The organism is Lysobacter sp. 22409 (assembly GCF_052045105.1).
Lineage (GTDB): Bacteria > Pseudomonadota > Gammaproteobacteria > Xanthomonadales > Xanthomonadaceae > Lysobacter > Lysobacter antibioticus_B.
Map to the genome: position 1 here is coordinate 200,938 of NZ_JBQEOE010000003.1, position 22,165 is coordinate 223,102.

At 68.7% G+C, this 22,165-nt stretch carries 18 protein-coding genes; 12 read left to right on the forward strand and 6 right to left on the reverse strand.

What is annotated here, in order from left to right:
- Positions 1 to 129: 129 nt before the first annotated feature.
- Complete coding sequence (locus tag ACTJJK_RS02930) at positions 130 to 327, reverse strand: hypothetical protein (protein WP_031372497.1); 198 nt, start codon at positions 325 to 327, stop codon at positions 130 to 132.
- Positions 328 to 508: 181 nt separating this feature from the next.
- Here ACTJJK_RS02930 and ACTJJK_RS02935 point away from each other — a divergent pair, with 181 nt between their 5' ends.
- Complete coding sequence (locus tag ACTJJK_RS02935) at positions 509 to 1,810, forward strand: amidohydrolase family protein (RefSeq protein WP_440729404.1); 1,302 nt, start codon at positions 509 to 511, stop codon at positions 1,808 to 1,810.
- Positions 1,811 to 2,071: 261 nt separating this feature from the next.
- Positions 2,072 to 2,371, forward strand: a complete 300-nt coding sequence (locus ACTJJK_RS02940) for a hypothetical protein (RefSeq protein WP_440729405.1) — start codon at positions 2,072 to 2,074, stop codon at positions 2,369 to 2,371.
- A 204-nt stretch (positions 2,372 to 2,575) separates the two neighbouring features.
- Here the strand turns inward: ACTJJK_RS02940 and ACTJJK_RS02945 are convergent, their stop codons facing one another.
- Entirely contained in the window at positions 2,576 to 3,160 is a 585-nt protein-coding gene (locus ACTJJK_RS02945) for a DUF998 domain-containing protein (RefSeq protein ID WP_440729406.1), read from the reverse strand.
- A gap of 217 nt (positions 3,161 to 3,377) precedes the next feature.
- On the opposite strand from ACTJJK_RS02945, the gene ACTJJK_RS02950 reads away from it, so the two are divergent.
- The 6 genes from ACTJJK_RS02950 (at position 3,378) to ACTJJK_RS02975 (ending at position 10,113) form a co-directional block, all read left to right on the forward strand.
- The gene (locus ACTJJK_RS02950; protein ID WP_031372493.1) at positions 3,378 to 4,247 is read left to right on the forward strand and encodes a tetratricopeptide repeat protein; all 870 of its coding nucleotides are present in this window, start codon (positions 3,378 to 3,380) and stop codon (positions 4,245 to 4,247) included.
- A gap of 124 nt (positions 4,248 to 4,371) precedes the next feature.
- Positions 4,372 to 4,875 carry a DUF4442 domain-containing protein gene (locus ACTJJK_RS02955; protein WP_440729407.1) on the forward strand — a complete coding sequence of 168 codons (504 nt, stop codon included), beginning with the start codon at positions 4,372 to 4,374 and terminating at the stop codon, positions 4,873 to 4,875.
- A gap of 217 nt (positions 4,876 to 5,092) precedes the next feature.
- Positions 5,093 to 7,117 carry a bifunctional serine/threonine-protein kinase/formylglycine-generating enzyme family protein gene (locus tag ACTJJK_RS02960; protein ID WP_440729408.1) on the forward strand — a complete coding sequence of 675 codons (2,025 nt, stop codon included), beginning with the start codon at positions 5,093 to 5,095 and terminating at the stop codon, positions 7,115 to 7,117.
- A 307-nt stretch (positions 7,118 to 7,424) separates the two neighbouring features.
- Complete coding sequence (locus ACTJJK_RS02965) at positions 7,425 to 8,105, forward strand: DUF502 domain-containing protein (RefSeq protein WP_440729409.1); 681 nt, start codon at positions 7,425 to 7,427, stop codon at positions 8,103 to 8,105.
- Positions 8,102 to 9,292, forward strand: coding sequence for a PQQ-dependent sugar dehydrogenase (locus ACTJJK_RS02970; RefSeq protein ID WP_440729410.1), 1,191 nt, complete (start codon positions 8,102 to 8,104; stop codon positions 9,290 to 9,292). Before ACTJJK_RS02965 ends, ACTJJK_RS02970 begins: the two co-directional genes overlap by 4 nt.
- Positions 9,289 to 10,113 carry a queuosine precursor transporter gene (locus ACTJJK_RS02975; RefSeq protein WP_440729411.1) on the forward strand — a complete coding sequence of 275 codons (825 nt, stop codon included), beginning with the start codon at positions 9,289 to 9,291 and terminating at the stop codon, positions 10,111 to 10,113. The genes ACTJJK_RS02970 and ACTJJK_RS02975 overlap by 4 nt, the downstream gene beginning before the upstream one ends.
- A 25-nt stretch (positions 10,114 to 10,138) precedes the next feature.
- Here the strand turns inward: ACTJJK_RS02975 and ACTJJK_RS02980 are convergent, their stop codons facing one another.
- Positions 10,139 to 10,909, reverse strand: coding sequence for a LytR/AlgR family response regulator transcription factor (locus tag ACTJJK_RS02980; RefSeq protein WP_031372487.1), 771 nt, complete (start codon positions 10,907 to 10,909; stop codon positions 10,139 to 10,141).
- A complete protein-coding gene (locus ACTJJK_RS02985; protein ID WP_440729412.1) occupies positions 10,906 to 11,982 on the reverse strand; it encodes a sensor histidine kinase in 1,077 nt (358 codons plus the stop codon). The genes ACTJJK_RS02980 and ACTJJK_RS02985 overlap by 4 nt, the downstream gene beginning before the upstream one ends.
- 146 nt (positions 11,983 to 12,128) lie before the next feature.
- Between ACTJJK_RS02985 and ACTJJK_RS02990 the strand changes: the two genes are divergently transcribed.
- From ACTJJK_RS02990 to ACTJJK_RS03005, 4 genes are all read left to right on the forward strand, one after another.
- The gene (locus ACTJJK_RS02990) at positions 12,129 to 13,034 is read left to right on the forward strand and encodes a TolB family protein (protein WP_440729413.1); all 906 of its coding nucleotides are present in this window, start codon (positions 12,129 to 12,131) and stop codon (positions 13,032 to 13,034) included.
- A 133-nt stretch (positions 13,035 to 13,167) separates the two neighbouring features.
- Positions 13,168 to 15,024 (forward strand): DUF885 domain-containing protein, encoded by a 1,857-nt coding sequence (locus tag ACTJJK_RS02995; RefSeq protein WP_440729414.1) that lies wholly within the window; start codon positions 13,168 to 13,170, stop codon positions 15,022 to 15,024.
- Positions 15,025 to 15,514: 490 nt separating this feature from the next.
- Positions 15,515 to 17,215 (forward strand): FecR domain-containing protein, encoded by a 1,701-nt coding sequence (locus ACTJJK_RS03000; protein WP_440729415.1) that lies wholly within the window; start codon positions 15,515 to 15,517, stop codon positions 17,213 to 17,215.
- A gap of 20 nt (positions 17,216 to 17,235) precedes the next feature.
- On the forward strand, positions 17,236 to 18,870 hold the full coding sequence (locus tag ACTJJK_RS03005; protein ID WP_031372482.1) for a CHASE2 domain-containing protein: 1,635 nt from the start codon (positions 17,236 to 17,238) through the stop codon (positions 18,868 to 18,870).
- 138 nt (positions 18,871 to 19,008) lie between these two features.
- On the opposite strand, the gene ACTJJK_RS03010 is transcribed toward ACTJJK_RS03005, so the two are convergent.
- Complete coding sequence (locus ACTJJK_RS03010) at positions 19,009 to 19,479, reverse strand: avidin/streptavidin family protein (protein ID WP_161786125.1); 471 nt, start codon at positions 19,477 to 19,479, stop codon at positions 19,009 to 19,011.
- 528 nt (positions 19,480 to 20,007) lie between these two features.
- A complete protein-coding gene (locus tag ACTJJK_RS03015) occupies positions 20,008 to 21,336 on the reverse strand; it encodes a DEAD/DEAH box helicase (RefSeq protein ID WP_031372480.1) in 1,329 nt (442 codons plus the stop codon).
- Positions 21,337 to 22,165: the final 829 nt, after the last annotated feature.

Below are 22,165 nucleotides of genomic sequence, written 5' to 3' on the forward strand. Positions count from 1 at the left end.
AGGCCGTCCTGCCCGCCTTGGCCGGCCGCGCGCCGGCGCTTGCGAAGAAGGCCGGCCCTCGCGGACCGGCCTTCGGTTTTCACGCCTGCGACCAGGGTGCAGCGCCCCGGCGCAGGCGCCGGCGTGCGCTCAAACGCACTCGAACGCGACGACCTGCCCCTTCTCGTTGTAGATCGGACGGACGGTTTTCCCCATCGGGCAGAACTTCGGCAGATTGCCGATGACTCCGCCCCGGGTGCGGTCGGGAGCCGGTGCGGTGCGGACATCGGTGGCCTGGACGGCCCCGGACAACAGGACGGCGGCGAGCAACAGCGACAGCTTGATCATGACGGTCGACTCGTTCTGGACGAACCGGATGGATGCCGACGAAGGGCCTGTACGGCCGATGCGGGCCTCCGGTCCGGCCGGCCCGCATCGGCCCCCAAGTTGCAGTCAAGCATGACCCTTGGCAACGGTGCGCGGCCGAATCGGCCGCTAAGATCGGCCAACTTCGTCCCGGAATCCGCACATGACCCGTCTCGCCGTCGCCGTCATCGCCGTCCTGTCCGCCGCCCCGGCCTATGCCGCCCCCACCGTCGCGGCCGAACCGATGGCACTGCAGTGCGGCCGATTGTTCGACGCGCGCAGCGGCAAACTGCTGGAATCGCGCACCGTGGTGGTGCGCGACGGCAAGGTCGAGCAGGTCCTCGACGGCCGCGCCGAGGCGCCGGGCGCGCGCACGGTCGACCTGTCCGGCCACACCTGCACGCCGGGCTGGACCGACCTGCACGTGCACCTGGGCGACCAGTCCAGCCCGAAGAGCTACGAAGAAGACTTCCGCCTCGACCCGGTCGATTTCGCTTTCCGTTCGGTCGGCTATGCCAACAAGACCCTAATGGCCGGCTTCACCAGCGTGCGCGACCTCGGCGGCGAAGTCAGCCCGCACCTGCGCGATGCGATCAACCAGGGCCTGGTCGCCGGCCCGCGCATCTGGGCCGCGGGCAAGTCGATCGCCACCACCGGCGGCCATGCCGACCCGACCAACGGCTACAACGCCACCCTCTCGCATCTGCTCGGCCCGCCGGGCCCGACCGAGGGCGTGATCAACTCGGTCGACGAAGCACGCCAGGCGGTGCGCCAGCGTTACAAGGACGGCAGCGATGTGATCAAGATCACCGCCACCGGCGGCGTGCTGTCCTACGCCAAGTCCGGCGACGCGCCGCAGTTCACCGTCGACGAGGTCAAGGCCATCGTCGACGCCGCCAAGGACTACGGCTATCGCGTCGCCGCGCATGCGCACGGCACCGAAGGGATGAAGCGCGCGGTGCTCGGCGGGGTGACCTCGATCGAGCACGGCACCTACATGACCGACGAACTGATGTCGCTGATGAAGCAGAAAGGCACCTGGTACGTACCGACCATCTACGCCGGCCGCTTCGTCGCCGACAAGGCCAAGATCGACGGCTACTTCCCCGAAGTGGTGCGTCCGAAGGCGGCCCGGATCGGCTCGCTGATCCAGCAGACCGCGGCCAAGGCCTACAAGAACGGCGTCAAGATCGCCTTCGGCACCGACATGGGCGTCGGCCCGCACGGCGACAACGCACGCGAATTCCTCTACATGGTCGAAGCCGGCATTCCCGCCGCGGTGGCCTTGCAGGCGGCGACGATCCGCGCCGCCGAAGTGCTCGGCGTCGACGACCAGGGCGTGATCGAAGCCGGCAAGCGCGCCGACATCGTCGCCGTGCCGGGCAACCCGCTCGAGGACATCAACGCGGTGATGAAGGTCGATTTCGTCATGAAGGACGGGCAGGTCTTCAAGCAGGCCTTGTAAGCGCCGCGCCGCATCGCTGCGGGCGCCGACGCGCGTGGGCGCGCCGGCGTCGGCAGCCGCTTGCCGGCCCAGTTCCAGTTCACAGAAAAGCCGCCTGCGGCGGCAGCACTGCCGTGCCCGTGAACTGAGTCACGGCGGGCCCGCCGCGTGCGTGGCATAAGCACGGTGCCGGGTCAGCATCCGGCACAGGAGATTCAAACGCCGCAGTACGTCGAGGCCGCTCGCGCCTCCCGGCCCACGCTTCACTGAAAGGGAGTTCGAATGAAACCGCCCTTGCTCGTCGCCGCCGTTTGTGCGGCCGCCCTCGGCAGCCTGCTTTCGATGACCCAGGCACTCGCGGCCCCGCCGTGCCCGGAATGTTTCTATCCCTACCGCGCCTGCATCCGCAGCGCCGTCACGCCGGAACAGCAACTGGCCTGCGAAGTCGAGTACGACGACTGCCGCGCGACCTATTGCGAAATCACCGCCACCGCGAGCGATGCGCTGTTGCCGCGCGAACGCCACCAGGCCACGCCGGTACGAGCCGCGCGCATCGTCGACACGCGGCAAAGCGCGCGCTGAGTCCATCGCCGCGCGGCCTCGGCCTCTCCGACACCGCGCGCTCCAGGACCGCCGTCGCCGCAGCAAGGTCGGCCGCGGACGTCGCGTCCGCGGCAGGCGCCGAATACGATCGACCTTGCTGCGGCGTCGGCACCTGTCATCGAAGCGAATGCGCGACGCGCATTCGCTGTCGTCCGCGCCGCATCGACGTTGCGCCGCTGCGCATCAGTTTCCGGGGCGTTCGCCGCGCGCCGTGGCCACATAAGCGATCAACCAGACCAACAAGGCGAGCCGCTGGGCGACCGGCGCCGGCAACACGCCGATGTCGGCGCCGAACACCGCGACCAGCACCAGCGCGCCGGACAACACTTCGACCGAGATCAGGCCGCGCCACGCCGGCAGGCCGCGCGCACCGATCGCGAGCAAGGCCGCGCCGGCCACGAAGGCCAGCCACCACAGCATCCAGGCGGCCGCATGCAGACGGCTGGCTTGCGCATCCAGGTCGGTCGGATCGAGCGACACCCCGCCCTGCGCCGCCCAGGCCAGGGCCGACAGGCACCACAGCCAGGCGCCGATGCGCGCCATCGCGCCGCCGCTGCGCAGGCGTTCGCGCAGCCGCCAGGCCACTGCCGCCAACAGCAGCCCCGGCACCACGAAGCCGAGCAGATTGAAGGCGGCCGCATGGGCGATGCCGTCGGCGCCGAGCAGGCCTGGCGGATGCAGGCGATGCGAATAGCCTTCGAGCGCCGCGCCGAAACCGAGCAAGGCGCCGAGGCAGCACAGCGCCGCCGCCAACGCGAGCGCCTGCATGCGGCCGCGGCCCCTGCCTGCGCTTGCGCCTGCACCGGTGTTGGCTGCGCCGATATCGGCCGCGGTCGCCGGGCCTGTGTTCGGGTTCCCGTTCCTCGATTTCGATGAGCGCTTCATCGCGTCATGCTAGCGTGCGCACCCGCGGCGCGCGCTTGCCTTGCGCCCGATCGCCCCCACTTCGGGTTCCAACCCGCGCACCACGCAGACGAGCCAGACGATGACCGCAACCGCCAAGCCCCACGTCTTCGACGCCACCGCCGATCGCTTCCAGGAAGAGGTGCTGCAGAAATCCCTGCAGGTGCCGGTCCTGATCGATTTCTGGGCCGAATGGTGCCAGCCGTGCAAGACCTTGGGCCCGATCCTGGAAAAACTGGCGGCCGACTACAACGGCGCCTTCGAACTGGCCAAGGTCGACGTCGAGGCCGAACAGCAGCTCGGCGCCGCGTTCCAGATCCGCTCGATCCCGACCGTGTTCCTGGTCAAGGGCGGCCAGTTGGTCGACGGCTTCGCCGAAGCCCTGCCGGAAAGCGCGGTGCGCGAATTCCTCAAGCACCACGGCATCGAGCCGGCCGAGGCCGCGCCGGTCGAAGAGGCCGTCGCCGAACCCGCCGCGGTCGACCCGCACGGCGAAGTCGTGCGCCTGCGCCACGAAGTCGCCGAACAGCCCGACAAGGCCGAACTCAAGCTCGACCTGGCCCTGGCCCTGCTGGCGACCGGTGCGGCGCAGGAGTCGGAGCAGTTGCTCGACGCCCTGCCGGCCAACCTCGCCACCGACGACCGCAGCCTGCGCGCCCGCGCCCGCCTCGGCTTCCTGGCCGTGAGCAAGGACGCGCCGCCGGTGCAGACGCTGGAGGCCGCCATCGCCGCCCAGCCCGAAGACCTGCAGGCCCGCTACCTGCTCGGCGCGCGCCTGCTCGCCGCCGGCCACGACCAGGCCGCGCTTGAGCACTTCATCGAACTGCTGCGCCGCGACCGTAGCTTCCAGGACGGCCTGCCGCGCAAGGCCCTGATCGATGCCTTCAAGGTGGTCGAAGACCAGGACCTGGTCGGCCAGTACCGCCGCAAGATGGCCTCGCTGCTGTTCTGAACGGGCCGCCCTGGCGCCGGTGCGCGGCCGATCCGCCGCCGGCCTCGACGGTCCCGACCCAGCGAAGGCTTGACTATACGCATCCGTATGGCAGGCTAGGCCGGCCTTCGCCACCCTTGCCCCCATGAAAGCCAGCACCCTGCGCCACGGCCTCAATCTGTGGCCGCCGTTCCTGTTTTCCGGCATCCACGTCGCCGCGATCGCCCCGGACTACCGCCAGGCCACGGTCGAACTGCGCATGCGCCCCTGGAACCGCAACTACGTCGGCACCCATTTCGGCGGCAGCCTGTTCTCGATGACCGACCCGTTCTGGATGCTGCTGGCGATGAACGCCCTCGGCCGCGAGTACATCGTCTGGGATCGCGCCGGTTCGATCGAGTTCGTCAAACCCGGGCGCGGCACCGTGCGCGCCGAATTCCGTCTCGACGACGAGGTGCTCGACGAACTGCGCAAGGCCACCGCCCACGGCGACAAATACCTGCACTGGTTCGACACCGACGTAGTCGACGCCAGCGGCGAAGTAGTCGCCAAGATCCGCAAACAGCTGTACGTGCGGCGCAAGCGCGACCAGCGCGACAAGCCCAATTTGGACAGCGCCCTAAGCGCTGGAAAGGCAAGCCACCGCTGATCGCCGCACCATTCCGCCTGCTGCGCGGAGGTATGGTGCGATCGCGACACCGCGATTGTTGACCGGTTGCTCATATCCAAGCGGATCGAACGCGGCGCCAGTGGACCAAGGTCCAGCGTCCGCTCTACTTGTCATGGCGGGCCGGCAAGAAGCACACTAGCCGCTTACGCGGGCACTGCGACAGCGTATGCTGTGCAGTCGCGACACGGGGCCGCGAATGTCGATCATCACAACGCAATCCGATGAACCCAGCGCACCGATGCCGGAGATTCCCGGCTATCGACTGCGCCAGATCATCAACCACGGCGGCTTGTCCACGGTCTACCTGGGCGAGCAAGTCGCGCTTGGCCGCGAAGTCGCCATCAAGATCATGCTGCCGCACGCGCTGGCCGACGAAGTCAGCCGCCGTCGCTTCGAGAACGAAGTCCGCACGATCGCGCGCCTGGAACATCCCCACGTCGTCGGTATCCACGAAGTCGGCCGCACCCGCGAGGGCCTGCCCTACTACGCCATGCCGTTCCTGCCGCGCGGCCACCTGGGCAAGCGCATCGAGCAGGGTTTCGCGCGCGGCGAAGCCGAGGTCATTTCCATCGTCGAGCCGCTGCTGTCGGCGCTCGAGTACGCCCATTCGCGCGGCGTCGTGCATCGCGACGTCAAGGCCGAGAACGTCCTGTTCGACATCACCGAACGGCCGCTGCTGGCCGATTTCGGCATCGCCCTGCGCCGCGGTTTCGGCGCGCGCATGACCGCGACCGGCCTGGCCGTGGGCAGCACCGCCTACATGGCGCCGGAGCAGGCGCGCGGCGAAGAAGTCGACGGCCGCGCCGATCTCTACAGCCTTGGCGTGTTGTGCTGGGAAATGCTGACCGGCCGGCTGCCGTTCGAGGCGCAGGACGCGTTGTCGATGGCGGTCATGCACGCGCAGAACCCGATTCCGAAACTGCCGCCGCCGCTCAAGCACTGGCAGCGTTTCATGAACCGCGCCCTGGCCAAGCAACCCGACCAGCGTTTCAGCGACGCTGCCGAAATGGCCGAGGCGGTCAGCGAGATCAAGCACCGCGGCGAACTCTCGCGTTTCGGCCGGGTGGCCGCGCAACTACGTCCGCTCAAGCGCTGGGTGACCCCGGCCTGGGCCGGCCTGGCGGTGGTCGCGGTCGCCGTGGTCAGCATCGCCTTCGCCCTCAACCGGGTCGAGAAGGACGGTTTCTTCCGCGCCGAATTGCCTGCCGCGAACAAGAGCGGTGCGACCCGGATCGACAACGACCCGACCCAGGCGATGATGGCGCCGCTGCCGCAAGCGCCGCTGCAGGAATCGCTGCAGAACGCACGCACCTACATCGCCCAGGGCCGCCTGGCCTCGCCGGCCGACGCCAACGCTTACAACAGCCTGCTCACCGCCTGGCATCTGGACAGCACCAGCCCGGAAGTCGGCGTGGTGGTCGGCGAACTCACCCAGGCCTTCTCCGACGAGATGGCGCGCGACTTGCGCGAAGGCCGCGACCAGCGTGCGCGCGAGCATCTGGTCAACGCCACCGCGCTCGGCCAGCAAACCGGCACCGCCGACTCGGCCGCGCAACGCAGCCTGCGCGAAAAAGCCGCGCAAGCCCTGGAAACCCGCCTGGAACAGGCCGCGCGCCGCGGCGATGGCGCCGACGCCGGGCGCGTGATCGCGCTAGCCGAGGAGTTCGGCCTGCCGCGCACCGTGTCCACCCGGTTGATCGCGCAGGCACGCGGCGTCGCCGGCGACGGCACGGTCGCGCGCGGCGTGGCCACGATCGGCGCGGCCGCGCCGGCCAGCAGCGTCGCGGTGAGTTTCAACCCGCGTCCGGTCAGCCGCGGCGAGTACGCGCGCTTCGTCAGCGCCAACCAGCGTGCGCCGGCGTTGTGCCGCGAACGCGCGTCGCTGCTGCGGGTAATCGCGCCGAAGGACTGGAAGGCGCCAGGCTTCGACCAGAACGAGACCGAACCGGTGGTCTGCGTGTCGACCTCCGATGCCGAAGCTTATGCGCGTTGGTACAGCCAGCAGACCGGCCGCCACTATCGCCTGCCGACCGCCGACGAAGCCCAGCGCATGTCCGGCGGCGGCGGTCGCGCGCTGTCGATCTGGTCCGGCGATTGCGGCCGCACCTGCCAGCAACGCCAGGTCGGCGGCAGTTCCTGGCGCAGCGGCTCGGCCCTGCGTCCGCTCAACGCCACCCGCGGCTACGACGACGTCGGCTTCCGCCTGGTGCGCGAACGCTGAGGCGCTGGGGGCTGACGCGCAGCGATCGTCGCGACCTGAAGCGAAATCCCCAGCGCCAGCCAGCCTCACCCGACCTCGAACGACATCGGGCGCCGCCCCCTTTGCAAAGGGGGCGAACTTTCGAGGGGTTAATTTTCGAACGGGCGACTTTTCGGACGGACGAATCACCGGAGGCATACCGTCCCCCCTTTGCAAAAGGGGGGCTAGGGGGGATTTGCTTTTGAACCAGCGCTGGCAATGACGACCCGCGCAGCCAGCGTCGGCGCATGCCGCGTGTTCGCCGCCGCCGTCGCCTACAATCCGCGCCATGCGCATGTCCAACCTGCAACGCCTGTTTCTCACCGGCCTGTTGACCCTGCTGCCGATCTGGCTGACCTGGGTCGTGGTCAAGTTCGTGTTCGTACTGTTGTCGGACACCAGCCGTCCCTTGATCGGTCCGCTGCTCAACAACCTCGCCCTCGGCTACCCGCACACGCTGGGCTGGTTGAACGACCCGTGGGTACAGACCGCGATCGGCCTGATCGCCACGCTCGGGGTGATCCTGCTGTCGGGGGTAATGACCCGACGCGTGATCGGCCAGACCGTGCTGCGCTGGTTCGAGTCGCTGATCAAGCGCATTCCGTTGGCCAGCACCATCTACGGCAGCGCGCGGCAGTTGCTCGACATCCTGCAGACCAAGCCCGACGGCACCCAGCGCGTGGTGCTGATCGACTTCCCGCACAACGAGATGAAGTCGATCGGCTTCGTCACCCGGGTCATGCGCGAGCAAGGCACCGGCCGCGAACTGGCCGCGGTGTACGTGCCGACCACGCCGAACCCGACCTCGGGTTATCTGGAGATCGTGCCGGTGGAAAAGATCACCCCGACCGACTGGACCGTCGACCAGGCGATGAGCTTCATCATCTCCGGCGGCGCAGTCTCGCCCGAATCGATTCCGTTCTCGGTCCCGTCGCCGGCCGCGCCGGCCGCGCAGGAGCCGCAGGCATGAAGCCACATTACTTGCTGCGCCTGGCCGCGGCCCTGCTCGCCTGCACCGGCCTCGCCAGCGCCGCCGTCGCCGCACCAGCGGCGTTGACGCCGCATCGCGTCGCGCTCGACGACGGCCGCAGTTTCACTCTCAACCTGCCGGCCGAGCTCGAGATCGTCCCGGCGGTGCAAGGCCTCAAGCGCGTGCGCTTCTTCGCCCGCAGCCCGGACGGACGCTTGTTCGTCACCGATATGCACGACCTCAGCGACAACCGCCGCGGGCGCGTCTACGCCCTCGACGATTGGGACGAGCAGCGCGCGCGGTTCGGCAAGGTCTCGGTGTATCTCGACAAGCAACGCAATCCCAACAGCGTCGCCTTCCACACCGATGCCCAGGGCCAGTCCTGGCTGTACCTCGCCAACACCGACAAGTTGCTGCGCTACCGCTACCGCAACGGCGACCTCAAGCCTTCCTCCGAACCCGAAACCCTGGCGACCTTCCCCGACTACGGCCTGAGCTACAAGTACGGCGGTTGGCACCTGACCCGCACCCTCGCCTTCGGCGACGGCAAGCTCTACGTCTCGGTCGGCAGCAGTTGCAATGCCTGCATCGAGAAAGAAGACGTGCGTGCGGCGATATTGCAGATGAACCCCGACGGCAGCGGCCGCCGCATCTATGCGCACGGCCTGCGCAATGCGGTCGGCCTGTTGTTCCGCGACGGCCAGTTGTACGCGACCAACCAGGGCGCCGATCATCTCGGCGACCAGAAGCCCGACGAAACCCTGTTCGCGGTGCGCGACGGCGCCGATTACGGCTGGCCGTTCTGCTATCACAGCAAGGGCCGCGCCCTGAGCGATCCGAAGTTTCCGCGCAAACCCGGCTGCATGCAGGTGCCCAAGCCGTTCGCGTCCTTCCCTTCGCACGCCTCGGCGCTGGGCCTGACCTGGTTCCCGTCCGCCGACGGCGCCATGCTGCAGAACGAATACCTGGTCGCCCTGCACGGCGGCAGCAAGCTCAGCCTCGATCACGGCTACCGCATCGTCCGGGTCGGCGCCGACGGCCGCAGCGGCGGCGAGTTGGTCAACGGTTTCCTCGCCAAGGGCAAGGTGCACGGCCGCCCCTGCGACGTGCTGCGCACGGGCCGCGACAGTTTCTTCTTCAGCGACGACAAGAGCGGCGTGATCTATTACGTGAGGCCCAAGCGATGAGCGCATCCGGGATAGAGACCGCCGCCGCGATCGCGAGCGCCGGCGGCGAAGGCACCCGCACCCTGCAGGACCGCGCGCTGCGTCTGTTCATCGTCCTGTCGGCGTTTTTCTGCGTCAACGCGGCGTTGGCCGAGTTCATCGGGGTCAAGATCTTCGCCCTCGAGGACACCCTCGGCATCGCCCCGCTGCAATGGAATCTGTTCGGCCAGACCGGCTCGCTGAACTTCACCGCCGGCACCCTGCTGTGGCCGGTGGTGTTCCTGATGACCGACGTCATCAACGAATTCTTCGGCCGCCGCGGCGTGCGCCTGATCTCCTGGCTCGCGGCCCTGTTGATCGCCTACGGCTTCGTGTTCGCCTTCGCCGCGATCGCGCTGGCGCCGGCGGCGTGGTGGGTGCAGGCGGCGCAGGCCCAGGGCGTGCCGGACTACCAGGCCGCGTTCGCGGCGATCTTCGGCCAGGGCCTGTGGAGCATCGGCGGCTCGCTGATCGCCTTCATGGTCGGCCAGTTGATCGACGTGGGTGTGTTCCACCGCATCCGCAGCGTCACCGGCGAGAAACATATCTGGCTGCGCGCGACCGGCTCGACCGCGGTCTCGCAGTTGGTCGACAGCTTCGTCGTGCTGTATATCGCCTTCGTGCTCGGCCCGCAGCATTGGCCGATCCCGCAGTTCCTCGCCATCGGTTCGGTCAACTACGTCTACAAGATGCTGGCCGCGTTCGCGATGATCCCGCTGATCTATCTGCTGCGCATGTGGATTCACCGCTATCTCGGCGAGGCCCGCGCCCGCCAATTGCGCGACGAGGCGGCGGCGGACTGATCGCCGCGGCACGGGTACGCATGGCTTAGCCCAGCCCCATGGCCTCGCGTATCCGCTCGCGATAGCTGGCGCCGCTGCCCAGGCGCTGGCCGTTGACCAAGCGCAGCAGATAACGGCCGCCATCGAGCTGTTCGATGTCGCGCACCGCCTGCAGATGGACGATGCGCGAACGATGGATGCGCACGAAGCGGCGCGGGTCCAGCCGCGCCTCGATGCCGTTCAAGGTCTCGCGCAGCAGATAGGCCTGGCCGCCGGCGTGCAGCTCGACGTAGTTGCTCTGGGCGATCACGCATTCGACCTCTTCGACCGGCAGCAGGCGCAGACGCGCGCCCACCGGCACCGCCAGGCGCTGCGGATAGCCTTCGCGCGCGCCCTCGCCGCTCGCCGCCGCGCGCAACGGACGCTCCGCCTGCGCCGCGCGTGCGCGCCGCACCCGCGCCAGCGCCGCGCCGAGGCGCTCGGCGGAATAGGGCTTGAGCAGGTAGTCGACAGCGTCGGCATCGAAGGCGCGCAGGGCGTGCTCGGCATGCGCGGTCACGAACACCACCTGCGGCCGTCGCGCCGCCGGCAAGGCCTGCAGCACGCCGAAGCCGTTGAGATCGGGCAGGCGGATGTCGAGAAACACCACGTCCGCCGGCAAGCGACGCAAGGCCGCGACCGCGCTGTCGCCGTCGGCGCATTCGGCGATCACTTCCACATCCGCCTCCAGGCCCAGCAAGCGGCACAGGCGCGCGCGCGACATCGCCTCGTCGTCGACCACCACCGCGCGCAGCGGTGCCGTCGCGAGCAGGCTCATGCCGCGCCCTCCAGCGGCTGCCAGCGCCGATACGGCAATTGCAGGCGCACGCAGGTGCCGCCGTCGGCGCGCGCGCCGATGTCGAAGCGGTGATCGTCGCCGTACAAGCCTTGCAGGCGCGCGCGGGTGTTGCGCAGGCCGATGCCGGCACCGTGCACCGCCTCGCCGGCGCCGCCGTCGTCGCTGACTTCGAGGATCAGGCGATCCTCGCGGCGCTCGGCGTGCACCGACACTTCGCCGGGCGTGGTCCGCATCGCCACCGCATGGTGGATCGCGTTTTCGACCAAGGGCTGCAACAGCAACTGCGGCACCTGCGCGTCGAGCAGGGCCGAGTCGATCGCCCAATGCACGCGCAGGCGTTCGCCGAGGCGGATCTTCTCGATGCCGATGTAGTGATCCAGCGCGACCAGTTCGTCGCGCAAGGCGATCTCCTGGCGATGCGAGCGGTCGAGGCTGTGGCGCAGCAGCGCGCCGAGGTCGACCAGCATGCGGTCGGCGCCGTCGGGATCGCGATGCACCATCTCGGCGATCGAATTGAGCGCATTGAACAGGAAATGCGGATTGAGCTGCGCCGACAGTGCATCGAGCCGCGCCCGCGCCAGCCGCGCTTCGAGCTCCATCGCCTGGCGTTCGCGGCGGCGCGCGCGTTCGGCATAGACCAGGGCATGCGCCACGCCGACGATCAGCCAACTCGTCAGCAGGTTGTTGAGCACGCTCGCGGCGAGCAACTCGCCCACCGACGGCAGGCGTTCGTACCAGCCGATCCAGCCGTTGAGCGCGGCCACCGCCGCGGCGCGCAGCAGGATCACCACGACGACCGCGAGGCCTTGCATCGCCAGCGCCGACATCGCCCGGCCGCGTTCGATCGGATGACGCCCGACCCAGGCGAACAGCCCCAGGGTGATCGGCACCCACAGCCAGGCGCTGGCGAGGTGCTGGCGCAGGGTGTTCGGCCAATCGGCCGGTTGCCCGGCGGCTTGGTGCATGGTCACGACCTGACCGACCCAGACGAAGCCGTTGAGGGTCCACCAGCCCAGCACCAGCAACACCAGCAGCGGCAGTCGATTGCGCATGGAAGACGATGCTGGACCCGCGCCGCGGCGCTTGCAATCGCCGGCGCCCGGTTCGTCCCGCGATCCGGCCGATTCGTCCCGGCCCGACTCCGAGCGCCGTCGCGCCCGCGCAGGCTGCAGCCACCTTCCTTTCGTGAATCGCCGCCATGCGCCGTCTTTCGCGTCTTTCGATCGCCCTCGCCGCTCTCGCCGCCGTCGCCCTGCCGGCCGCGGCCGCCGACGCCTGCCCGCCGGTACGCAAATTCGCCGACGGCGTCATCTCGACGCCACAGTGGGAATGGCGCCTGAGCTTTAGCCCGAGCCGCCAGCGCGCCTATTGGTCGACCAGCAAGGGCTGGTGGCCGGGCACGCGCGAGCGCGCGACCATCATGACTTCGCAATGGCGGCCCTCGGGCTGGAGCGCACCGCAGGCCGCGCCATTCTCCGGCGTGCACAGCGACATGGACCCGGCGCTGTCGCCGGACGGGCGCTATCTGGTGTTCTCTTCGGAACGGCCGCGGCCCGACGGCGTGGCGGCGAAGATGGACCTGTGGATCGCCAAGCGCGGCCTGCGCGGCTGGGGCGAACCGCGCCATCTCGGCGCTGCGGTCAACAGCGCCGGCGACGAGCTGTACCCGAGCACCGACCGGCACGGCCACGTGTACTTCGCCAGCGATCGCGACGGCGAGTTCGACATCTACCGCAGCGAACGCCTGCGCAACGGCGACTACGCGCCGGCGCGCAAGGTCGAAGGCGGCGTCAACACCGCCGAGCGCTGGGAGTTCAATCCGGAGATCTCTCCCGACGGCCGCATCCTGTTGTTCACCCGCCTGGATTTCCCCAACGACCCGCTGCCCGACCTGGGTTATGGCTACGGCGACCTGCACGCGGCCCGTCTCAAGGACGGCCGCTTCGGCACCGCCAAGAACCTCGGCCCCTGCGTCAACACGGTCTGGGACGAATTCCATCCGACCGTGCTGTGGGACCGCGGCCTGCTGTTCTATGCGCGCGACATCGGCCGCCCCAGCGATTTCTATTACACCCGCCTGCAATTGCCCGATCTGGAGGATTGAAAGCGCGGCGGCAACCGGCGGGGCGCAAGCCAGGCTGTGCGAGCGCCATCGCGCTCGCGCATGACCTTCGGCTCATGCCCCCGCCGGGCATGCGCGAGAGCCTGCGGGTCCGTCCGTCCGCATCGGCCAAGACATGACCCCGCTTCCGTTCCGCCGTCCGGGCCCGCGCCCGGTCCGCCTCGCTTTGTCCGTCGCGCTCGCCGCGGCGCTGTGCCTCGCCCTGCCGGTGGCCGCAGCAGCCGCAGCCACCGACCTCGCCGCATCCACGCCGCGCAAGGTCACCGTGCAGACCAAAGGCGAGAAACTCAACCGCCTGTACGAGCAGTACTGGGAAGAGAATCTCAAGCTCAACCCCCTGCGCGCCACCGCCCAGGGCGACCCGCGCTACAACGACCAACTGCCGAACTTCCTCAGCGCCGAGTTCCGCAAGCAGTCGCACGAATTCTCCGAACGCTGGCTCAAGACCATCGAATCGGTCGGCTCGCAGGGGCTGTCCGACCAGGACTTGCTGAGCTACGAGATCTTCGTGCGCGAAATGAAGATCAACCTGGAATCGGACCGGCATCCATCCTGGCTGCAGCCGGTCAACCAGTTCTACAACTTCGCCGCCAGCATCGCCCAGCTCGGTTCCGGCACCGGCTCGCAACCGTTCAAGACCGCCGCCGACTACGACAACTGGCGCAAGCGCGCGGCGAAGGTGCCGGCGGTGTTCGACCAGCTCATCGCCAACAGCCGCGAAGGCGTCAAGCGCGGCGTGGTCCAGCCGAAGGCACTGATGACGAAGGTGCTGCCGCAGTTGGATGCGCTGATCAAGGACGACCCCACCGCGACCTTGTTCTGGAAGCCGGTGACGGACTGGCCGGCCGGCATTTCCGAGGCCGACAAGACGCGCCTGAGCGCGGATTACCGGCAGATGATCCAGACCGAGCTGATGCCGGCCTACCGGCGCCTGCGCGAGTACATCGCCAACGATTACCTGCCGCATGCGCGCGACAGCGCCGGGCTCGGCGCCCTGCCCGGCGGCGAGGCCTGGTACGCGTTCAATGCGCGCCGTTCCACCACCACCACGATGACCCCCGCCGAAATCCATCAGATCGGCCTGGACGAAGTCGCGCGCATCCACGGCGAGATCGGCAAGATCCGCGGCGAGGTGAAGTTCCAGGGTTCGCTGCAAGACTTCTTCAAGTTCATGCAGACCGACCCGCGTTTCACCTTCAAGGACGAGCCTGCCCTGCTCGCCCACTACCGCGGCCTGGAAGCGCGCATCGACAAGAAGATTCCGCAGTTGTTCTCGCTGACGCCGAAGGCGCCGTTCGAAATCCGTCCGGTCGAGGCCTTCCGCGCCCAGTCCGCCGCCGGCGGTTCCTATATGCGTCCGAGCGAGGACGGCACGCGTCCGGGCATCTTCTACGTCAACACCTACGACCTGCCGACCCGCAAGACCTGGGACGCCGAAGACCTGTACCTGCACGAAGCCATCCCCGGCCATCACTTCCAGCTCGCCTTGCAGCAGGAACTGACCGGCCTGCCGAAGTTCCGCCGCTTCGGCGGCGAAACCGCCTTCAGCGAAGGCTGGGGCCTGTACGCCGAATCGCTCGGCAAGGAACTCGGCGTGTACGCCACGCCTTACGACTACTTCGGCTATCTGCAAAACGAGTTGTGGCGCGCGATCCGCCTGGTCGTCGACACCGGCCTGCACAGCAAGGGCTGGACCCGCGAGCAGGTGATCGCCTACATGCTCGACAACTCGGCCGAGAGCGAAACCCAGTCCACCGCCGAAGCCGAACGCTACATGGCCATTCCGGGCCAGGCCCTGGCCTACAAGATCGGCGAGCTCAAGATCATGGAGCTGCGCAAGCGCGCGCAAAGCCGGCTCGGCACGCGCTTCGATATCCGCGAGTTCCACGCCGAAGTGCTGAAGGACGGCTCGGTGCCGCTGGACGTGCTCGACCGCAAGATCGACCGCTGGATCCAATCGAAACAAGGTTGAACAAGCCAGGGCGAACGAAGCGGGTCCGGAGCTGCCGGACCCGCGGCCCGGCCTCCCGCCACGACGGGAGGCCGGCATCGCCGGCCACCTGAGTCACGCGGGCAACGACGCCGCCTCGCACTAATGTGCTTTCTGACTCACTGGGTTTCTGTTCATCTGCGCGGGCCATTGCCGGCTTCCCCCGTGGGCCGCCTTTCGGGCAGGATGAGGACCGGCCCACCTGGATCGCACTGCCTGCCGAACCCCTGTCCCGCCCTCATGAGCCGAGCCCCTGCGGGCTTCGCCCGCATGTCCTGCAGGCTTCGTCCAGGCCCCGAGCGGCCGGACGGAGGCACCGAAGCAGGGCGGCCCGGGCCGACCCTCCGGTCGGACCGGAAGCGGCGTTCGAACCGGTCGACAGCAGAAAAAGTGTGACTGACACCGCATAATTAGCGGTTGTTGTGCCTCGCCGTCCACGGTGCCCGCTGTCCCACCCAGCCTCGGAATACGGATGTCCCACATTCCAGCGCCCCAATCCTTCGCCGCCGCGCGTGCCGCGTCGCGCAGCCTTGCCGCCTTGGCTTTCATCCGCCTTCGTTTCGCCGCGTTGTCGCTCGTGCTGCTGTTCGCCAGCACCGGCCTGGCCCAGGCGCAGGACTGGAGCTATCGCGTGCGTCCCGGCGACACCCTCTGGGACCTCGGCGCCAAACACCTCAAGAACGGCATCAACTGGCGCCGCCTGCAGGAACACAACCGCATCGCCGACCCCTATCACCTGCCGCCGGGCACGCGCATGTTGTTCCCGGTCGGCTGGCTGCGCATCGAACCGGCCAAGGCGCGCGTCATCGCCGTGCGCGGCGCGGTCAATCTGCTGACTTCCGAGAAGGCCGCCGCCGCACTGGTCGTCGAAGGCATGCGCATAGGCATCGGCAGCCGCGTCGAGACCGGCCCCGGCGCCAGCGCTACGCTCGAATTCGCCGACGGCTCGCGCCTGATGATCCAGGACAACAGCCGCATCTCCTTCGACGAGCTCAGCAGCTACGGCAGCACCGGCATGGTCGATACGCGCATGCGCCTGCAGCGCGGCCGCACCTCGAACCGGGTGATCCCGGCCAAGGGCCCGGCCTCGCGCTACATCATCGACACGCCCTCGGCGACCTCCAGCGTGCGCGGCACCCACTTCCGGGTCAGCGCCGGCGACGAGGGCGCGCCCGACGCGACCGAAGTGCTGGAAGGCAAGGTCGCGGTCGGCAGCCAGCGCACCGAAGTGATGGTGCGCCCGGGCTTCGGCACCGTCGCCGCCGCCGGCGCCGCGCCGTCGGCGCCGATACAGTTGCTGCCGGCGCCGGCTTTGAGCGCCGCGCCGCCCGAACAACTGCCCGCGACCATCGCCTGGTCGCCGGTCGAAGGCGCGGTCGCGTATCGCGTCGAAGTGGTGCGCGACGACGCCCCCGAAGTGCTGCTGTTCGAGGCCCGCACCAGCGAGACCCGCCAGCGCATCGACGATCTGCCGGCAGGCCGCCACCGCGTGCAGGTGCGCGCCGTCGCCGCCAACGGCCTCGGCGGCCGCGACAGCAGCCAGGTCTTCACCGTCAACGATCAGCCGGCGCCGCCGCTGACGATCAGCCCGCTCGACGGGCAGCGCCTCAACCTGCCGCGTCCGCGCTTCGAGTGGACCCGCGCCGAAGGCGCCGAGCGCACCCGTCTGCAGGTCGCCGCCGACGAGCAGTTCGGCCAGCCGCTGATCGACACCGAAGTCGCCGGCCAGCGTTTCCGCCCGTCCGAGTCGCTCGCGCCCGGCAAGTACTACTGGCGCGTGGCTTCGCGCGACGGCAAGGGTCATGCCGGCCGCTACGGCAACGTCTTGCCGTTTGAAATCAGCGATGCGCCGGTCGATCCCGGCCTGGAAGCGCCGCAGGCGGCAAAGGGTATGCTGACCCTGCGCTGGCAGAAGGGCGAACCGGGCCAGCGCTATCGTGTGCAGATCGCGCGCGAACGGGACTTCTCCAAGCTGCTGCTCGACGAGGTGGTGGACGTGCCGCAGATCGAACTCAAGCGTCCCGGCGGCGGCACCTGGCACGTCCGCGTGCAGACCATCGAGGACGACGGCTACGCCGCGCCGTACGGCCCGCCGCAGCAAATCCGCCTGCCCTGCCGCATCTGCTATGGCGCGGGCGCCGCCGGCGCCTTGTTGCTGTTGCTGACGTTATGACCCCAACGGCCCGGTCCAGGTTGTTACGAGGCGGCGCGGCCCTGCTCGCCGCCGGCCTGGCCGCGCTGTTGACCGTCACCGGCGCGGCCTCGCGCCTGGACGACGTGTTCTACGACCTGCACCTGTCGAACTGGGGCTATGCGCCCGACGACGACGTCGTCATCGTCGCCATCGACGATCGCAGCCTCAACGAACTCGGGCAGTGGCCGTGGCCGCGCGACATCCACGCGCAGATGCTCGACCGCCTCGGCTACGCCGGCGTGCGCGGCGTCGCCCTCGACCTGGTGCTGGCCGAACCCGACCGCACCGGCGACGGCCACGATGCCGCGCTGGCCGCCTCGATGCGCCGCGTCGGCCGCGTTGCCCTGCCGGTGACCACCGCGTCGCTGCGCCAGAACGGGCCGCTGGTGGAAGTGCTGCCGACCCCGTTGATCGCGACCGCGGCGACCACGCTCGGCCACACCGACATCGAGCTCGATTCCGAAGGCACCACGCGCGAGATGTATCTGCAGGCCGGCCTGGGCGAATCGCGCTGGTCGGCGCTCGGCCTGGCCCTGATCGGGTTGGAACCGAACGTCGTGCCGCATCCCCTGCCCGGGCTGCGCCGTCCCGCGTCCGAGCAGGGCTCGCCGTATCAGCAGACCCGCGATCACCGCGTGCGCATCCGCTTCGCCGGGCCGCCGGGCACCTTCGGCCAGGTCTCGTACTCGGACGTGCTCGACGGCGAAGTGCCGGCCGAGCTGTTGCGCGGCCGCTGGGTCGTGGTCGGCGTAACCGCCAGCGGCCTCGCCCCGAGCTATCTCACGCCGATGTCCGACGTGGTGCGCATGGACGGCGCCGAGTACCAGGCCAACGTCATCGAGATGCTGCTGCACGATCGCACCATCGTGCCGATGCGGCCGCTCTGGCAAGCGTTGCTCGCCGCGGTCATGCTGTTCGCGGTGGTGCTGTTGATGCTGCACCCGCGCTTCCAGCGCCCGCTGCTGGTGACCGGCGCGGCCGCCTTGCTGACCGCGTTCGGCAGCGTCGCCCTGCTGCGCCTGGGCAATGTCTGGTTCGCGCCGGCGACCACCATCGCGATGATCGCGCTGGCCTATCTGCTGTGGATGATCGCCCACCTGCGCCACTGGCGCCGCGAGGCCAATCTCGACACCCTGACCCGTCTCGGCAACCGCCGCCGCTTCGATCATGTGCTGCTAAGCGAACTGGCCAGCGCCCGGCGCACCCGCGCGCCGCTATCGCTGGCGCTGATCGACGTCGACTTCTTCAAGGCTTACAACGACTCCGAAGGCCACCGCGCCGGCGACAAACTGCTGCGCCAGATCGCCGAGCTGATCGCTTCGCACGCGCGCCGCCCGCGCGACCTGGCCGCGCGTTTCGGCGGCGACGAGTTCGCGGTGATCCTGCCCGACACCCACGTCGAAGGCGCCGCCCGCGTCGCCGATGGCATCCTGGAAGACATGCGCAAGCTCGACGCGCGTTACGGCGAAGGCCATGCCGACCAGCGCGTCAGCCTCAGCATCGGCCTGTACACCTGCGTGCCGGGCGTCCACACCCACGTGCGCACCTTGTTCGACGGCGCCGATTCGGCGTTGTACCGCGCCAAGGAAAACGGCCGCGACCGCCGCGAAGCGACCCGGTTCGGCGAAGTCTGAGCGACGCCGGATCCGAGCCGACGACACCTGCCGTCATCGCAATGACAACACACACGACAACCCTCACGCCCCCTCTTTGGAAGGGGGCTGGGGAATTTGCTCCTGCCTTCCACACCCACCGACTTCGGCGAGCCGCCACTACATCGAAGTAAAGGTGTCGGCGCCCGCGAGGATATGGTCCCAGTCGAACTGCGAGTTCGGCCGCGACAGATGCCACAGCGTGCGCAAGCCGGCACCCGCGGCCGAATCGGTGCACGTGCCGGTCCACGCGGTGATGCTGCCGATCTGGCCCCAGCGCACGCTGAAGGCGATGGTGACCGCATTGTTCGCGCCCGGCGCCGGCGGCGCCGAATTGACCCAACCGACCAGCGGATAGAAACCGGGCGCGCCGCCGTTGGTGCGGTACTGGCCCTGGATCGCGCCGGTGCTCGGGTTGAACGAGGTGATCCTCATCTCCGAACCCATCTGGTTGCGCCACGACCCCACCGGGTTGCCGCAACGCACCGCTGCCGCCGCGTCGGCTGCTTCCTTCTGCGGTTTCTTCGCCGACACGCTGCCGCTGACCGCGAACAAGCCGAGAAGAACGAGAACTGCTCCTGCACGTTCCATGTTGCCTCCTGTCATAAGGCGGCGAGAGCGCCGCGATTTTCAAGCGATGTCGAATCGCATCGACGAATCCCGAGCCGATCTTCGAGTGCGATGGCGTCGAAGCGTTCGCGTATGCAATCGCGGCGCACTCAGGCGGCCGTTGCCGTGCGGAATGTTCGACGCGATGTCCGGCGAAGTGTCCGCTGCTTGGACCCGGGCGAACCAGACGGCCGGCGGACCACCGCGATCGCACGCCCGCTTCGCTCGCATCGAACGCGAACCACCGGCGGGCTGCTACTACGCTCGCTAACGCGCATACCGCTCAAACCGCGACTGCGCACACGCTTCGTCGCGGCGAGGCTGAACGACGAAACTCATCGCGCGTATGCACGCGCAAATCAGTCCGACAACGTGATGCGCGTCGCGGATCGACGGCGTGCGTATCGGTGCCGACGCACTGCGGCGAGGCTTCGCCATCGCCCATAACGAAAAGGGCCGGCAATGCCGGCCCTTTCGATTCATCGATGACGAACCCGCTAAGCGGATCGATCAACCGGCGTTGCGGTCGCGACGCTGGCCCGGCTGCGCGCCTGCGCCGCCGCGATGCTGCTTCGGACCGGCATGCGCGTGACGCGGGGCCGGCTTGCCGTGCGGACGATGCGCCGGCTTGCGCGGTCCGTTGTTGCCGCGGTTGTTGCCGCCCGGGCTGCGCGCGCCCGGTGCATCCGAACCCATGCGGATCGGACGCGACGGCTCGTAGCCGGGCACCGTCACCATCTCGATGTCGTCCTTGAGGATGCGCTGGATCTGGCGCAGCAGGCCGCCTTCGTCCGGCGAAACCAACGACAGCGCTTCGCCCGTGGCGCCGTTGCGGCCGGTGCGGCCGATGCGGTGCACGTAGTCTTCGGCGACCATCGGCAGATCGAAGTTGATCACCAGCGGCAGGCTCGGGATGTCGAGACCGCGCGCGGCGACGTCGGTGGCGACCAGCACGCGGGCCTTGTTCGCCTTGAAGTCGCGCAGGGCTTTCTGGCGCTGGGCCTGGCTCTTGTTGCCGTGGATCGCGACCGACTTGAGGCCGGCTTCTTCCAACTGCTCGGCCAGGCGGTTGCAACCGTGCTTGGTGCGGCCGAACACGATCACCTGATCGTTCGGACGCTTGGCCAGGATGTCGATCAGCAGATCGCGCTTGCGGCCGCCGTCGACCGGATGCACGCGATGGGTGATGGCTTCGGCGACCAGGCTGTTGGCGGCGATCTGCACCTGCTGCGGATTGCGCATGAACTCCAGCGCAAGCTGCTTGATCTGGGTTTCGAACGTGGCCGAGAACAACAGCGTCTGGCGCGACTGCGGCAGGCGGCCGAGGATGCGCTTGATCGCCGGCAGGAAGCCCATGTCGAGCATGCGGTCGGCTTCGTCCATGATCAGCATCTCGACGCCGTCGAGCTTGGCGCTGCCGCGCTCGAGGTGGTCGATCAGGCGGCCCGGGGTGGCGACGAGCACGTCGACGCCGCGGCGCAGCGCATCGAGCTGCGGGCCCATGCCGGCGCCGCCGAAGATGGCGTGGATGTTGAGGCGCAGATACTTGGCGTAACCGCGCAGGCTGTCGCTGACCTGCAGCGCCAATTCGCGCGTCGGCGCGAGGATCAGCACGCGCGGCTTGCGCTGGGTGTTGCCCTGGGTGGTGGCGAGGCGGTGCAGCAGCGGCAGGCCGAAGGCCGCCGTCTTGCCGGTACCGGTTTGAGCGCCGCCGAGCAGGTCGTGGCCGGCCAGCGCGAGCGGGATCGCTTCGCTCTGGATCGGCGTCGGGGTGGTGTAGTTCTGTTCGGAAAGCGCGCGCAGCAACGCGGGCGCAAGCCCAAGCGATTCAAACGTCATGTTGGAACTCCAGTGGTTCGCGATGCGGCCTCGCCCGGCGCCCGTCGAAACGGGCGCACGATCGAGACGATCGCGTGATGACCCCAGCGTTCCCTTGAACCGCGCTGCGAGTATCTGATTTGACGGCGCCGGATGCTCCGGGCCGTGTCTGCGCTACGAAAGACGTGCGGGATAAAAAGTCGCGCCGGCGAATCCGAGAACTCGGTGCGGGGCGACAGGCAACCTGGGAAACGTACCCTTGCGGGGAGGCAGCCGTGCGCTGAACGGGGCGAACTCTACTCGAAAGCCCGTGAAACCGCCAGCTGGGTTCCACGGTGGGTGTCAGCGGGCGGTCATATGGTGGGGGGCGGAGGCCTTGTCCTGGGTGGGTTTGGGGTGGTCGGGGCGGCCGGGGTTGGGTCGGGGCTGGGGATGGGATGGTCGGCTTGGTCTTGCGGTTGATCCCCGTCGGGGCTGCGACCAGAGTCCATTTTGAGTTGCGTTCGCCCGAATCGGTAACCCGAAGTTGCACCTTGGCGACCGTCTTCTGGGTGGCCGGCCCCACCCTATTCGGTGATCGGGGCGCCGCGAGGCCGCGGCAACGCGGTCGCGGCTTGCGCCGCTCCTACCCAAGAGCACGACGCCCCTTGCCCTTGCCCTTGCCCTTGCCCTTGCCGTTGCCGTTGCCGTTGCCGTTGCCGTTGCCGTTGCCGTTGCCGAGATTTTGATCTGCTTTGTTGCTTTGTTGCTTTGCCGCTTTGCCGCTTTGTTGCTTTACCGGTCAAGTGGAGACCCGGAGGGCGGCGCACAGGACGTGCGCCGTTTTTCGATAGGACAAGGATGTCCTATC

Coding starts and splice junctions, on each gene's coding strand:
- ACTJJK_RS02995 (WP_440729414.1), top strand. CDS start 13,168: ATGACCCCGCTTCCGTTCCGCCGTCCGGGCCCGCGCCCGGTCCGCCTC.
- ACTJJK_RS03015 (WP_031372480.1), bottom strand. CDS start 21,336: ATGACGTTTGAATCGCTTGGGCTTGCGCCCGCGTTGCTGCGCGCGCTT.
- ACTJJK_RS02940 (WP_440729405.1), top strand. CDS start 2,072: ATGAAACCGCCCTTGCTCGTCGCCGCCGTTTGTGCGGCCGCCCTCGGC.
- ACTJJK_RS02980 (WP_031372487.1), bottom strand. CDS start 10,909: ATGAGCCTGCTCGCGACGGCACCGCTGCGCGCGGTGGTGGTCGACGAC.
- ACTJJK_RS02965 (WP_440729409.1), top strand. CDS start 7,425: ATGCGCATGTCCAACCTGCAACGCCTGTTTCTCACCGGCCTGTTGACC.
- ACTJJK_RS02985 (WP_440729412.1), bottom strand. CDS start 11,982: ATGCGCAATCGACTGCCGCTGCTGGTGTTGCTGGTGCTGGGCTGGTGG.
- ACTJJK_RS02935 (WP_440729404.1), top strand. CDS start 509: ATGACCCGTCTCGCCGTCGCCGTCATCGCCGTCCTGTCCGCCGCCCCG.
- ACTJJK_RS03010 (WP_161786125.1), bottom strand. CDS start 19,479: ATGGAACGTGCAGGAGCAGTTCTCGTTCTTCTCGGCTTGTTCGCGGTC.
- ACTJJK_RS03000 (WP_440729415.1), top strand. CDS start 15,515: ATGTCCCACATTCCAGCGCCCCAATCCTTCGCCGCCGCGCGTGCCGCG.
- ACTJJK_RS02960 (WP_440729408.1), top strand. CDS start 5,093: ATGTCGATCATCACAACGCAATCCGATGAACCCAGCGCACCGATGCCG.
- ACTJJK_RS02945 (WP_440729406.1), bottom strand. CDS start 3,160: ATGCAGGCGCTCGCGTTGGCGGCGGCGCTGTGCTGCCTCGGCGCCTTG.
- ACTJJK_RS02970 (WP_440729410.1), top strand. CDS start 8,102: ATGAAGCCACATTACTTGCTGCGCCTGGCCGCGGCCCTGCTCGCCTGC.
- ACTJJK_RS02990 (WP_440729413.1), top strand. CDS start 12,129: ATGCGCCGTCTTTCGCGTCTTTCGATCGCCCTCGCCGCTCTCGCCGCC.
- ACTJJK_RS02950 (WP_031372493.1), top strand. CDS start 3,378: ATGACCGCAACCGCCAAGCCCCACGTCTTCGACGCCACCGCCGATCGC.
- ACTJJK_RS02975 (WP_440729411.1), top strand. CDS start 9,289: ATGAGCGCATCCGGGATAGAGACCGCCGCCGCGATCGCGAGCGCCGGC.
- ACTJJK_RS02930 (WP_031372497.1), bottom strand. CDS start 327: ATGATCAAGCTGTCGCTGTTGCTCGCCGCCGTCCTGTTGTCCGGGGCC.
- ACTJJK_RS02955 (WP_440729407.1), top strand. CDS start 4,372: ATGAAAGCCAGCACCCTGCGCCACGGCCTCAATCTGTGGCCGCCGTTC.